The organism is Psychrobacter sp. 28M-43, from assembly GCF_014770435.1.
In the GTDB taxonomy this organism is placed as follows: domain Bacteria; phylum Pseudomonadota; class Gammaproteobacteria; order Pseudomonadales; family Moraxellaceae; genus Psychrobacter.
In genome coordinates this window covers 2,896,145-2,909,333 of record NZ_CP061739.1, presented here as the reverse complement: position 1 = coordinate 2,909,333, position 13,189 = coordinate 2,896,145, and the positions used below count along the sequence as shown (strand labels likewise).

Annotated in this window: 12 protein-coding genes; 8 read left to right on the top strand and 4 right to left on the bottom strand. The window is 42.3% G+C overall.

The features are described from left to right. The first annotated feature begins 192 nt into the window (after positions 1 to 192). The 5 genes from rpmI (at position 193) to IEE84_RS12140 (ending at position 5,356) form a co-directional block, all read left to right on the top strand. Complete coding sequence (gene rpmI / locus IEE84_RS12160; protein WP_057761939.1) at positions 193 to 390, top strand: 50S ribosomal protein L35; 198 nt, start codon at positions 193 to 195, stop codon at positions 388 to 390. Positions 391 to 509: 119 nt separating this feature from the next. After that, a complete protein-coding gene (rplT, locus tag IEE84_RS12155) occupies positions 510 to 866 on the top strand; it encodes a 50S ribosomal protein L20 (RefSeq protein WP_011281252.1) in 357 nt (118 codons plus the stop codon). Positions 867 to 1,193: 327 nt separating this feature from the next. After that, positions 1,194 to 2,249: a phenylalanine--tRNA ligase subunit alpha gene (gene pheS / locus IEE84_RS12150; RefSeq protein ID WP_191114347.1), complete on the top strand. Its 1,056-nt coding sequence runs from the start codon at positions 1,194 to 1,196 to the stop codon at positions 2,247 to 2,249. A 180-nt stretch (positions 2,250 to 2,429) separates the two neighbouring features. Further along, on the top strand, positions 2,430 to 4,841 hold the full coding sequence (gene pheT, locus IEE84_RS12145; RefSeq protein ID WP_191114346.1) for a phenylalanine--tRNA ligase subunit beta: 2,412 nt from the start codon (positions 2,430 to 2,432) through the stop codon (positions 4,839 to 4,841). A gap of 215 nt (positions 4,842 to 5,056) precedes the next feature. Continuing rightward, positions 5,057 to 5,356 carry an integration host factor subunit alpha gene (locus IEE84_RS12140; RefSeq protein WP_057761935.1) on the top strand — a complete coding sequence of 100 codons (300 nt, stop codon included), beginning with the start codon at positions 5,057 to 5,059 and terminating at the stop codon, positions 5,354 to 5,356. Positions 5,357 to 5,602: 246 nt separating this feature from the next. On the opposite strand, the gene IEE84_RS12135 is transcribed toward IEE84_RS12140, so the two are convergent. After that, positions 5,603 to 5,959: a hypothetical protein gene (locus IEE84_RS12135; RefSeq protein ID WP_165598186.1), complete on the bottom strand. Its 357-nt coding sequence runs from the start codon at positions 5,957 to 5,959 to the stop codon at positions 5,603 to 5,605. 544 nt (positions 5,960 to 6,503) lie between these two features. On the opposite strand from IEE84_RS12135, the gene ypfJ reads away from it, so the two are divergent. Continuing rightward, a complete protein-coding gene (ypfJ, locus tag IEE84_RS12130) occupies positions 6,504 to 7,391 on the top strand; it encodes a KPN_02809 family neutral zinc metallopeptidase (RefSeq protein WP_191114345.1) in 888 nt (295 codons plus the stop codon). 195 nt (positions 7,392 to 7,586) lie between these two features. Here ypfJ and IEE84_RS12125 read toward each other — a convergent pair whose 3' ends face one another. The 3 genes from IEE84_RS12125 to trxA all read right to left on the bottom strand — a co-directional run bounded on the left by IEE84_RS12125 (position 7,587) and on the right by trxA (position 10,271). Next, positions 7,587 to 7,814 (bottom strand): hypothetical protein, encoded by a 228-nt coding sequence (locus IEE84_RS12125; protein WP_057761930.1) that lies wholly within the window; start codon positions 7,812 to 7,814, stop codon positions 7,587 to 7,589. 336 nt (positions 7,815 to 8,150) lie between these two features. After that, the gene (rho, locus tag IEE84_RS12120) at positions 8,151 to 9,419 is read right to left on the bottom strand and encodes a transcription termination factor Rho (RefSeq protein WP_055125334.1); all 1,269 of its coding nucleotides are present in this window, start codon (positions 9,417 to 9,419) and stop codon (positions 8,151 to 8,153) included. A 525-nt stretch (positions 9,420 to 9,944) separates the two neighbouring features. Beyond that, positions 9,945 to 10,271, bottom strand: coding sequence for a thioredoxin (gene trxA / locus IEE84_RS12115; RefSeq protein ID WP_057761928.1), 327 nt, complete (start codon positions 10,269 to 10,271; stop codon positions 9,945 to 9,947). Positions 10,272 to 10,752: 481 nt separating this feature from the next. Here trxA and IEE84_RS12110 point away from each other — a divergent pair, with 481 nt between their 5' ends. Then, on the top strand, positions 10,753 to 11,466 hold the full coding sequence (locus IEE84_RS12110) for an RluA family pseudouridine synthase (protein ID WP_191114344.1): 714 nt from the start codon (positions 10,753 to 10,755) through the stop codon (positions 11,464 to 11,466). A gap of 219 nt (positions 11,467 to 11,685) precedes the next feature. Then, positions 11,686 to 13,185 carry a flavin-containing monooxygenase gene (locus IEE84_RS12105; RefSeq protein ID WP_416383497.1) on the top strand — a complete coding sequence of 500 codons (1,500 nt, stop codon included), beginning with the start codon at positions 11,686 to 11,688 and terminating at the stop codon, positions 13,183 to 13,185. Positions 13,186 to 13,189 lie beyond the last annotated feature (4 nt).

Here is a 13,189-nt window from a genome sequence, read left to right as displayed (position 1 = left end):
TAATGTTGGTTGCTTGTCTTTATTGTCTACTAAAACCTCGCCAAAACTTTACTTGGCAAAACAAGGCACTATCTGCTAAAATAGCGCCTCCCACCTCGAGGCAAATAGAGGTTTAGTGGTTATTTATATAACGATTATTCAGCATGACTATTTGACGACCAGGTTCTAAAACAGAAAAAGAGGCAAATCATCATGAAAGTTAAGATGAAAACCAGAAGCGGCGCAGCTAAACGCTTCAAAAAAACAGCGAATGGCTTCAAGCGTAAGCAAGCATTCAAAAGCCATATTTTGACCAAGAAATCAGCTAAGCGTATTCGCCAATTGCGTGGTCTTAAGTTGGTGCACAAGTCTGACGAAGCAGCAGTTCGTCGTATGTGCCCATACATTTAATAGCCTACCGTCATCTATCTTTGATTGAAAATATTTGACTTTGCAATCTGACAATGATGTTTGTTATTTAACGGCATCATCACTCGCTTAACAGTGATTAAAAAATCTTGGAGTAAATTATGGCCCGTGTAAAACGTGGTGTACAGGCAAATCGCCGTCACAAAAAAATCTTAAAGCGCGCAAAAGGCTACTACGGTGCCCGTTCACGTGTTTACCGCGTAGCGGTACAGGCAGTGACCAAAGCTGGTCAATATGCTTATCGTGACCGTCGCAACAAGAAACGTACTTTCCGTCGTCTTTGGATCGCACGTATCAATGCTGGTGCACGCTTAAACGGCTTAAGCTATAGCCGCTTCATCAATGGTATGAAAAAAGCAAACATCGCGATCGATCGTCGCGTTCTAGCAGACATCGCTATGCATGATGCAGCGACTTTCACAGCATTGGTCGAAAAAGCAAAAGCGGAATTGGCCTAAATATTAACCGTCCTTTAGGTATGATGCTTTTAAATAATTATTTATAAGCAATTGTCTAAATGGATAGGACTAATATTGATTAATAGTACGATATTAATAAAAGCTACCGCTGGTCGGTGGCTTTTTTTATATTAAATTATTTTAAGCGTGCTCTATATTGAACTTTGTCGAGTAAAAATACGCTTATCATCGTCTAAATATTCAAGCCATTCTTCTAACCAGCCTTTATATCAACCTTTTATATAAACATAACTGGATAAATGGTTTGCAATATTTGGTCAAATCCCTACAATTAATAGTCCGTTCAAATCAGGAATAATGCGTCTTATGACTAACCCTGCTGCCACCAACGACTTGTCGGCGCTACCGACCTTGTCTTCAGAGCTCAATGAGCTTAGCGAAGCTCAGCTTACCGAATTCGCGAGTGCTGCTGAAGCTCTAATCCTACAAGTAACTGATGCGCGCACACTGCAAGATTTGCGTGTGCAATTGACTGGTAAAAAGAGTCCGTTAACGGGCTGGTCAAAGCAGATGGGCAAGCTCGATGCTGATGATAAAAAAACTTATGGCGGCTGGTTGCATCAAGTGCGTAGTCGCATTCAGCAAGCACTAACAGACCAACAGCAGCAACTAGAAGTCGCAGCGCTCAATGCCAAGTTGGAGGCCGAGAGCATTGATATTACTTTGCCTGCTCGCGGTGGTCAAAAAGGTCATCTGCATCCAGTAACCATGATTACTCAGCGTATGCAGCAGTATTTTATTCAAGCGGGTTTCAATGTCGCAACCGGTCCTGAAGTCGAGAGCGACTACTATAATTTTGAAGCGTTGAATATCCCGTCGCACCATCCTGCGCGCGCGATGCATGATACCTTTTATTTTGATGCGCATTATCTATTGCGTACGCATACTAGTCCTGTCCAGATTCGTACCATGGAAAAGAACGAACCGCCGATTCGCATCATTTGCCCAGGTCGTGTTTATCGTAATGACTCAGACCAAACTCATTCGCCGATGTTCCATCAGCTAGAAGGCCTTATGGTCACCGAGTCGAGCACTTTTGCTGAGCTAAAAGGTTTAATCAGTGAGTTTCTAGAAGCGTTTTTTGCCAAAGAGCTGACCGTACGTTTCCGTCCGTCATTTTTCCCGTTCACTGAGCCGTCTGCAGAAGTGGATATCTTAGATGACAATGGCAAGTGGCTTGAAGTGATGGGCTGCGGCATGGTGCATCCACAAGTATTGACCAATTGCGGTATCGATAGCGACAAATACACTGGCTTTGCTTTTGGTATGGGTATCGAGCGCTTTGCGATGCTGTATTACGGTATTGATGACTTGCGCTTATTTTTCCAAAATGACGTGCGCTTCTTAAAGCAATTCGGCTAGAGTTTTCCTTATAGTCAGTTTAAGTTATTTTAGATGCAAGGAAGGCGAGTGAAAGTGCTACAAATCGTAGACTGAGCGAGCCTGACGCTGTATCTAATTTATATAAGATTGACTATAGCAAGCGAATTCGCCAAGCTTTACTCCAACATCTTTATTATAAAATTCTGATCCGAGATATTTATGAAAATTAGCGAACAGTGGCTACGTCAGTGGGTAAACCCTACAAATACTAGCGAACAGTTAGCCGAACAGTTGACTATGGCAGGTCTTGAGATTGATGATCGCTATGCGGTTGCCCGTGCTTTTAGCGGTGTGGTTGTCGGTGAAGTCATCAGCGTTGAGCAGCATCCTGGTGCAGATAAATTACGTGTCACTCAAGTAAATATCGGTGACGCTGAGCCATTACAAATTGTCTGCGGCGCGCCTAATGTGACCGTCGGTATGAAAGCACCGGTTGCTACCGTTGGTGCGGTATTACCAAGCGATGACGCTAGTAATGGTAAAGCGGGCTTTAAAATCAAAAAGAGTAAGCTACGCGGTGTGGCTTCAAATGGCATGCTATGTGGCGCTTCTGAAATTGATTTAGTCGATGATATAGATGGCTTGCTTGAGCTGCCTGAAGATGCACCAGTTGGTACAGATATTCGTGAATATCTAGGTTTAGATAATCAAATATTGGATATCTCAATCACCCCAAACCGTGGTGACTGCTTTAGCGTACGTGGTATCGCTCGCGAAATATCTGTCATTAACGACTTACCTGTACAAATGCCAGAAATCTCGGCCAATACCGCTGGCACTGCCGCAACACCAGCTGTGACAGTCGATGCAAAGGAAGCGTGTCCTCGCTATCTGTTGCAATCAATTAGCAATATTGACCGTAGCATCGATACGCCGAAATGGATGCAAGATGCGCTGGTACAGTCTGGTCTACGTTCACACAACTTCTTGGTCGATGTGACCAACTATGTGTTGATGGAATTGGGTCAACCGTTACATGCGTTTGACGCAGACACGATCGAAGGTGATATCGTTGTACGTTTGGCACAGCCTGATGAAACCATTACTTTGCTGAATGAGCAAACCGTTACCTTGACCGGTGATGAGCTTGTGATTGCTGATGATAAAGGTGCCTTGGCACTGGCTGGTATTATGGGTGGTCAGCGTAGCAGTGTCACTGATAGCACTACCAATATCGTTGTGGAAAGTGCTTTCTTTAATCAGCTCGCTATCGCTGCGCGCGCACGCCGTTTTGGGTTACATACGGACGCATCACAGCGTTTTGAGCGTGGCGTCGACTTTGAATTGCCAGCATTGGCGTTGGCACGAGCTTGTGATTTAATCACCAGTATCACTGGCGGGGAAGCAGGTCAAATAGTCACGGCCGAAAACCTTGAGCATTTGCCAGCACGCGCACCGATTACATTGCCAATAACCAAAGTTCGTGATGTCATTGGGATTGATATTGAACCAACTGAGATGGTACGTATCTTGACCCAATTGGGTTTTGACGTAGAGCAGCAGAGCGATTCACTGATTTGTAAGCCGCCATCTTACCGTTTTGATATGAGTATCCGCGAGGATTTAATCGAAGAGATTGCTCGTATCTATGGCTATGACAAGATTCCAAGCGTCCTGCCACATTTGCAAGTCAGCATGGATTATGATGATACTGCAGATTTGACCCATGAGATAAAGCTATCATTAGTCGACAACGGTTATATGGAAGCGATTAGCTTTAGCTTTAGTGATGCAAAACTAGAAGCATTACTTGACGACGAAGCGCTAGGGGAGGTGTTGGCACTGGCTAATCCTATCTCTAGTGATTTGGCGGTTATGCGTCGTACCTTGCTATCGAGCCTATTGCCTTGCGTGCAATATAATTTAAATCGTCAACAGCCACGTGTACGTTTTTTTGAAACTGGTCTTAGCTTTGTTGGACAAAGTATTAGTGACTTAGTACAAACGCCAAGTATTGCTTTAGTCGCAGTTGGTGATATATGGAGCGAGCAAGCTTATCAAAACCGCGCCTTAGATTTTTATGACCTAAAGCATGATATTGAGCAGCTATTACCAGCTCAAATCGATAGCGCACGTATCCGCTACGAGCGTAGTACGCTAAGCTTCCTGCATCCAGGACAAAGCGCTGAGTTATATATCGATGATATATATGTTGGTTGGTTGGGTCAGTTGCATCCAAATACTGCTAAGCAATTAGACCTGCCTACTACATGGGTCGCTCAATTGTCATTAGCACCGCTATTGATTATTGCACGTGAGCAGCATGCTATCACGACACCAAGCAAGTTCCCGCAAGTACGCCGCGATATTGCTATCTTGGTAGACAGTGACATCAGTTTGCAGACGCTAGAGACAACCGTGCGAGCTGCGGCAGGTAATCTATTGACTGATCTTTGGTTATTTGATGTTTATCAAGGTGACAAAGTACCAGCAGGTCAGCGCTCACTAGCGTTTGCACTGATATGGCAAGATAGTACGCAAACGTTGTCTGACGAAGCCGTCAAAACTGCCACAGATGAAGTGGTACAAGCGCTAACTGACCAGCATTCAGTACAGCTGCGCGACAGCTAACATTTAGTAAGTATTATACCCAATGCTCTGTAGCCTTTTTACCATGAGGCTACGGAGCATTGCTATTCATAGAATAAGTTAAGTGGTTATTAATAAAGGATTTTAATAAAGACTTTGTTAAAAAACGGTCAAAAAACCTTTATAATAGCTAGCCTTAACCCTCATACCGCTAAACCATGATATTCGACATCACGACATAGCATAGGAGTCGTACTGTGAGCACCTTAACCAAATCTGACATGATTGAGCATTTGATGAGTCACCTAAACCTAACACGCCAAGAAGGCCGCTGTCTGGTGGAGAACTTTTTTGATGAGCTGTCAGAGAGTTTGATTGATGGCAAAGAGGTCAAGCTTTCAGGCTTTGGCAACTTTGAGCTTAAAGATAAAAACAGCCGTCCAGGCCGTAACCCGAAAACAGGGGAGCCTGTTGCAGTATCCGCGCGCCGTGTGGTTACTTTCAAGACAGGGCAAAAATTTCGTCAAAAGGTTGATGAGCGTTTGTTTGATAGCTAATACTTAGTTTGGCACTGCGCTGAACGATAGTGTGTCTGTTTTATCGTGAGTTTATAAGAATGCTAGTGCGTATTTGCACTTAGTTATTTTTGCGTACATCTATATATTTAGATATTGCAGCACGCATCGTATATTAGAGTTATCTATAAAGTAGAAACCTACTAAAATCATAAATTATAGACATAAAAAAAGAGAGCATAGGCTCTCTTTTTTTTACTACAGTTTATCTATTGTATGAACAATAAATTACTGAGCTTCTTCAACTACTACTTCGTCAGAAGCTTCAACAGCAGCAGTATCAGTTTCGCTAGCTACGTCTACGCTAGTGGTGTCGCCGTCTACAGGAACTTCAGCGTCCATTTCGTCAGTAGCAGTTGCTTCTTGAGCATCAGCGATGTCAGCTTCAGCGCCAGCAACAGCAGCGTCAGCATCAGCAGTCATTTCGCCTTCAGCAGCAGCTTCGTTTAGCTCTTCAGAAGCGTCTTGCACTTCTTCTTGCGCGTCAGATAAATCTTCAGCAGCGTTTTCTTTGCTGCTATCACAGGCAGTAAGGCCCATAGTTGCAGTCATGATACCAGCTAGAGCAAGTAATTTAAGTTTCATATGGTTTTCTCCGGAAAAATGAAATGAGCAGTAGCAGCAACAAAGGTCGAAATCCGAGATTTCTCAGAATTCAACTAGTCTTAGTCACAGCTACTCAGCTTCCACGCATTCTATAGGTTTTCTAAGTAAATAGAAATAGCCTGTACAATTAAGTAACAATAAAATTTAAAATAATATTTTATTTTCTCTATTCGATATACTTTTTAATACAAGAAGCCAGATTAATCGACGTATAATCAATGACATCAGAGGGATTAAGAGCTTTTTTGGTTCTTATTTATTATCTTGAATTGTCGATATTAGCCCCGTTCTTATGGGTAAGAATTGAATTAAATAGTCCGATTATCGTCCTGTATTACATAAATCCTAGTTAAGTTAGCAATTTTATAGGTTTCTACTTGCTTTTAGGATAGTAGACTAGGTCATAGCGTGAATTAGCTGGCCAAATAATATATAACATAAGTAATAATTAATAAAAGTAGTGGCTAGTAGAGATAGTAGTTAATAGAAATAGTGAATCAATCTATATTTGAGGAATAGAATTATGAAATGGCAAGGTAGACGAGGCAGTTCGAATGTGCGCTCTAGCACAGGTGGCGGTAAGATGATTGGCGGTGGTATTGGCGGTATTATTATCGCTGGTATTCTATGGTTGGTATTTGGGGTAAACCCAATGACCGCATTACAGACAGGCCAAGCGGTCACAGGCGGTGGTAGTGAATCATCTACTGAGGTTGCAACTAGCACAGACCGAGATACGCAGTTTGTGAAAGTTGTATTGGCAGATACAGAAGAAGTCTGGCATCAAATCTTTAATGAAGCTGGTAGCACTTATCAAGAGCCATCATTGATTTTGTTTAATGGCCAGGTCAGTTCGGCATGTGGTAGTGCTAGCTCTGCAACAGGTCCATTTTATTGTCCAGGGGATCAGACTGTTTATTTGGATACGTCATTCTTCGTAGAGATGCGTCAGAATCTTGGCATTTCAGGCGATCAGCAAGGCTCTGGTGGTGAAGAGAACCAAGGCAAGGCTGGCGATTTCGCACAGGCCTACGTGATAGCACATGAGGTAGGTCATCATGTTCAGACGCTATTGGGCATTAGCCAACAGGTTAATGAAGCTCGTCAGCAAGTGACCCAAGCACAATCTAACAAGCTATCAGTATTGCAAGAGTTACAGGCGGACTGTTTTGCCGGTGTATGGGCACAGCGCAATCAAGAGCGCGTACAGTTTTTAGAGGCTGGTGATCTTGATGAAGCGGTGAATGCAGCTAGTCAAATCGGTGATGATCGTCTGGCAAAAGCGAGTGGTGGTGCAGTAGTGCCTGATAACTTTACTCATGGTACCAGTCAACAACGTGTCGAATGGTTCACCCGTGGTCTAGAAAGCGGTAATGTACAATCTTGCGATACGTTCAGTGGTGTACTTTAATGCCCATACATATTAATAATCGTGTATTTGATTAACAATGTATTTTACTAATGATGTTTTTTATTATAAGTCTAGTGCATGGACTTATAATAAAAATTAAGACATAAAAAAGCCTGCAATGAATTGCAGGCTTTTTTATTATCTTTTATCTGATATTACTCAATCAATTGTCAAATAATATCAGCGTAGAAAGATTTAGTTGTTATCAAGAACATAACCACCAGCACCGCCAATCGCTGCACCAGCCAATGCGCCACGAGCGATATCTTTGCTGTCGCCTTTGCTCTTAATAAGAGCACCAGCTGCTGCGCCAGCAGTAGCACCTTTAGCGGTATTGCTCATACCGCTATAAGAGTTACAACCAGTCATGATTAATGCTGAGCTAGTAATTGCAGTCATTGCGATCGTTTTAGCAAATTTCATATTATCACCTATTAAGTCATCAAGTTTAAAATGCAATACCTTCAAAATACTGTGTCCATGATATTTTCAAGTATATTCCTACTGTCTGTCATAATAGTCGGTTACTAATAATATAGTCGTAGTAAAAACGCTAAACTTTGCAAACGAGATGTAAGCGATGTTGCCGTACTGTATCATCGGCAATAGCTGTGAATGATAGAGCAGCATAGTTTAATTGGCTTAACTATTAATTTTTAATACTACTATTAATACTTCGATACTGCTATAAAAAAGACTACCTATAGGTAGTCTTAATATTGAATCAAAGCTGAATATGTCTAGCAAACTGACTAAGAATTAGTTTTGTGATTTACGCTTCATTTGCTCGAAGAATTCATCATTGGTTTTCGCTTCTTTTAGGCGATCCAATAAGAACTCAGTAGCTTGTACGCCATCCATCGGTTGAAGTAGTTTGCGTAAAATCCATACTTTACGCAGTTTGTCTTCGTCCAATAGACGCTCTTCGCGGCGTGTACCAGATTTTTTGATATTAATCGCAGGGAATACACGTTTTTCAGCCAAGTCACGCTCAAGCGTAATCTCTTGGTTACCCGTTCCCTTAAACTCTTCAAAAATAACGCTGTCCATCTTACTACCAGTATCAATCAATGCACTGGCAATAATGGTCAAACTACCACCTTCTTCCACGTTACGCGCAGCACCAAAGAAACGTTTTGGACGTTCTAGAGCATTGGCATCTAGACCACCCGTCAATACTTTGCCTGATGATGGGATAACCGTATTATAAGCACGTGCTAGACGCGTAATTGAATCAAGTAAAATCACCACGTCTTGCTTGTGTTCAACCAAACGTTTGGCCTTTTCGATGACCATTTCAGCGACTTGTACGTGACGCTGTGGCGGCTCATCAAAGGTAGAGGCGACCACTTCACCGCGTACCGTACGTACCATTTCGGTGACTTCTTCTGGGCGCTCATCAATCAACAGTACAATCAAATAGCATTCAGGATTATTACGAGTAATTGATTGCGCGATGGTCTGTAGCAACATCGTTTTACCCGCTTTTGGCGGTGCGACAATGATAGAGCGCTGACCTTTACCAATCGGAGCGATTAGATCGATGATACGACCAGTCAAATCTTCAGTGGTTCCGTTACCAAGCTCAAGTTTTAAATGCTCAGTTGGGAATAGGGGCGTCAGGTTCTCAAAGATAAGCTTATGACGTGAACGATCTGGCGTATCAAAGTTGATTTCGCCAACTTTTAATAATGCAAAATAACGCTCAGAATCTTTTGGTGGACGAATCGTACCAGCGATACTGTCACCAGTTTTTAGACTGAAACGGCGAATCTGGCTTGGGCTGACATAAATATCATCAGGACCGGCTAAATATGAGCCTTCTGATGAGCGCAAAAATCCAAAACCATCAGGAAGAACCTCAAGTACGCCGTCACCATAGATGGCTTCACCGTTACGCGCATGGGTTTTTAGAATAGCAAAGATAATGTCCTGTTTACGGCTACGCGCCATATTATCAAGACCCATTTCTTTGGCGATAGCCAATAGCTCAGCGATTGATTTTTTCTTTAATTCAGTAAGATTCATAGATAGGTCATTAGCAATTGATCAGATGAGAGATGCCATTAGCAGCACAAGTCACGACAGTGATTAAAATAACGGTAATATGATGATATGGGTGTGTGCACAGCGCTGTAGTTTATGTAGTTTTGGTTTTATATGTCTGCTTATGTACGCATTGCCATCATTGGATGCAAGGTAATAAGAAATAAGGATAAAAAAGGCTACATAAGAGTCTGCGTCAAAAACTCAATATCAGTAATTGCGTTTAGTCATTTTGTTCAGCAATGGTGTTTATAATGACGATTGTGTTTTTGTTGATAAACACGAGGAGAATAGCGACAAGATACTTAGGAAAACAGTTGGTTTTCTCTTGTCAGCAGACTATACGGTCTTCACAATAGCGTTGTCAATAAATTTTGCCAAAAAAGTCACATTATCGAGTTTTTTGCACAAAAAACAAGCAAAAAAGCCACTATCTTGGTTAGATAATGGCTTTCTCGGTTATTCTATTTTACCCGATCAAGGTAATCTAGAGCTGGCAAATGTAACTTATAAATGCTTGTCTAATACTTTAGCCAATTCAGCTTTTGGCTGTAGGCCCATTACTGAATCAACTTTTTCGCCATCTTTAAATACAAATAGCGTTGGGATGTTACGAATACCAAAACGGCTGGCCGCTTGTGGGTTGTTGTCTACGTCTACTTTAACGATTTTAACTTTACCTTGGTACTCAGTCGCTAGATCTTCTAAAATAGGAGCGATGGCTTTACAAGGACCACACCATGGTGCCCAGAAGTCTACTAGTACAGGTACGTCTGATTGTAGAACGTCTTGATCAAAGTCTGTGTCGGTAGTATGTACAATAAGGTCTGACATAATTTTATCTCTCTTGTTTTATTACTTCTATCACCACTCATCAACCTATATATTGGTTTAATAATAAATCAGTTGGTGGTCAAAGAATTGTTTAGAAGGGGTGAAAATGTGCCATTATATTAACATGTTTGCCCTAATTTGACAGATACAGGCTGGTTAAATTGTTTAACAACTAGTATTAGCACAATAAATCGAAACGGTGCAGCACAAGAGTGTCTAATCTGTTATTTAATACGATTATCCTTATCAAAGTATGTATCTCAGCACTATAGAAGTCGTATTTTATACTTTGTTTATATAGTAGTTAGTGATTAGTAGCTAGCGATATTAATAACGTTAAAAATCAATCAAAGTTTTGCCTTTTTATCCAAATAACCGTTTTTCATAAAATGGCTATCGTGCCAAATATAGCTGTCGTGTCTGAAGTATTAGCCACCAAAAATCCATATCTTAAAACCAATTTACATAAGTAGTTAAATTTATGCCTTTTACCGATGAAGAAGTTAATGCCCTCAATGCCCAAGAAAGCACTTATCCGCTTGAGTTTTTTAAAAATTTTGCACAAGAAATTACGGTTTACGAAGACGATGATATTTGGGTAGTTGATAAACCTGCAGGCCTATTAAGCGTCGATGGTAAAACACTCAAAGTCAGTCTGCTTGCTCGTCTTGAGCGTGCCAATCCAGCCGTCAAATTGATTCACCGTTTAGATATGGACACCTCAGGACTGCTTATTTTTGCAAAAAATGCAGCAGCGCAAACCAATATCAGTAAGCAATTCATCGAGCGTTTACCGCAAAAGAAATACCAAGCACGTGTTTTTGGTAAGTGGGAGCAGGTCGGCGCAACTGGTGAGATATCAGTGCCAGTACGCTATGAGCCAAGTACCAAACCGCGTCATATCGTCGACCATGACTGGTCAAAACATGCTCTGACGTTATATGAAGTTGTGGCTCACGAAACCTGTAATGGCGAGGCAGTTACTCGGGTCATGCTAAAGCCAGTCACGGGTCGCAGTCATCAGCTACGCGTACATATGGTGCACGTCGATCATGTGATGATTGGCGATCCGATTTATGCGGAAGGTGCTGCACTAGAGATAGCCCCGAGGCTCAACTTACATGCACAGCAATTGCGTTTAAAGCATCCGGTACTGGGCGCTTGGATGGACTGGGAGAGTCGCTGCCCATTTTAAGAAGTAGACTTTGCCGCTTGCTGTTAATAGATGCGATAAACAACGGCTCTAAAACCAGTTATAAAATGCCAGTCATGCAAACACAAGGATGAAAGTATGCTTGATATCACCATTACCAGACAGGCTATCAAAAACCGCCTTAAAGGTAAAAAGTCAAAGACGGATAAAGTAGCCGACTATGAAGTATTGATCATCGGTGCAGGTATCGCAGGTATTGGCATGGCTTGCCGTTTACAGCAACAGCATAAAGGCCTATTCGGTCATAAAGCTCTAAAAAAGCAAAAGCAGGTAAAGCCGACTAATAAGCAAAAACTTCCACAGCGCTTTGCTATCTTAGAAAAGCGTGCTGATTTGGGTGGTACATGGGATTTATTTACCTATCCGGGGATTCGCTCTGACTCTGACGCCTTGACCTTTGGCTATAACTTTAGGCCGTGGCTTGATTATAGAATGCTTGCAGCAGGCGATGATATCAAACGTTATATCGCTGATACGGCACGTGAGTTTGGGGTGACCGAACATATCCATTATCAGCATGAAGTTCAGCAGATATCATGGTCTAGTGAGGATCAACAGTGGTCAGCAACCATCAAAAATCATGCAAACGGTGAGAGGTTTGTTAAGACTGCCAAGTTTATCGTAGGTGCCACGGGTTATTATGACTATGAGCAAGGCTATCGCCCTCATTTTGATGGAGAGGAGGATTTTCACGGTCAAATCGTTCATCCACAGCATTGGAATAATCTAGACTATAATGATAAAGAAGTTGTCGTTATTGGTAGTGGTGCCACGGCGATGACGTTGCTACCTGCGTTAGTAGATAAAGATAGTAATCAGTGTGCGAGTCATGTCACGATGCTGCAGCGTACGCCGACCTATGTGGCAAGCGTGCCGGGTGATGATCATGCTATTGACTGGTTATCAGGCAAGTTTTCACCATTATCAAAAGAGCAAGCTTATACGGTACTGCGTGCGCGCAATGTGTTGAGACAGCAAGGCCTGTACAAAGTTGCGACTCATGCACCCAAGGTGATGAAAGCAGTCTTAAAAAATGGGGTGAAAAAAGAGTTAAAGGGTAGCGGCGTTGATAGTAAACACTTCATGCCTGACTATAATCCATGGGATCAACGAGTATGTGCGGTACCTGACGGTGATTTATTCAAAGCCCTGCAGGACAAACGCGCAACAGTAGTGACCGATCAAATCAGCCACTTTACTGAGACAGGAGTTATGCTGCAATCTGGCCAGCATCTCGACGCTGATATCATCGTGACTGCGACTGGCTTAAAGCTACAGATGTTGGGCGGGGCTGCGGTATATATCGATGGTCAAGCTGTCGATATTGGCACGCGTATGACCTACAAAGCGGTCATGATAGAAGGCATACCTAATCTGGTAGCACTGTTTGGCTATACCAATGCTTCGTGGACACTAAAAATCGATTTGGCTTGTCAATATGTAGTGAGGCTGCTGGGGTATATGCACAAAAATCGCTATCAAGTCGCATTACCACAAGCACAGACTGCCGATATGACAGCCTATGCTCAAGCAGATACTGTAATGGGTTCGTTATCGTCTGGTTATGTCAGACGCGGCAAAGACGAGCTACCTAAGCAAGGCGATCGCTATCCTTGGTTTGTGACCAACAACTATCTAAGCGATCGAATCATGCTTAAGTATCGCAAGATAAAAGACGACTGGTTACGATTTAGTCGTTAGCATA

Coding starts and splice junctions, on each gene's coding strand:
- pheS (WP_191114347.1), top strand. CDS start 1,194: ATGACTAACCCTGCTGCCACCAACGACTTGTCGGCGCTACCGACCTTG.
- trxA (WP_057761928.1), bottom strand. CDS start 10,271: ATGTCAGACCTTATTGTACATACTACCGACACAGACTTTGATCAAGAC.
- IEE84_RS12125 (WP_057761930.1), bottom strand. CDS start 7,814: ATGAAATTTGCTAAAACGATCGCAATGACTGCAATTACTAGCTCAGCA.
- rpmI (WP_057761939.1), top strand. CDS start 193: ATGAAAGTTAAGATGAAAACCAGAAGCGGCGCAGCTAAACGCTTCAAA.
- IEE84_RS12135 (WP_165598186.1), bottom strand. CDS start 5,959: ATGAAACTTAAATTACTTGCTCTAGCTGGTATCATGACTGCAACTATG.
- ypfJ (WP_191114345.1), top strand. CDS start 6,504: ATGAAATGGCAAGGTAGACGAGGCAGTTCGAATGTGCGCTCTAGCACA.
- IEE84_RS12105 (WP_416383497.1), top strand. CDS start 11,686: ATGGCTTGCCGTTTACAGCAACAGCATAAAGGCCTATTCGGTCATAAA.
- IEE84_RS12110 (WP_191114344.1), top strand. CDS start 10,753: ATGCCTTTTACCGATGAAGAAGTTAATGCCCTCAATGCCCAAGAAAGC.
- rho (WP_055125334.1), bottom strand. CDS start 9,419: ATGAATCTTACTGAATTAAAGAAAAAATCAATCGCTGAGCTATTGGCT.
- rplT (WP_011281252.1), top strand. CDS start 510: ATGGCCCGTGTAAAACGTGGTGTACAGGCAAATCGCCGTCACAAAAAA.
- pheT (WP_191114346.1), top strand. CDS start 2,430: ATGAAAATTAGCGAACAGTGGCTACGTCAGTGGGTAAACCCTACAAAT.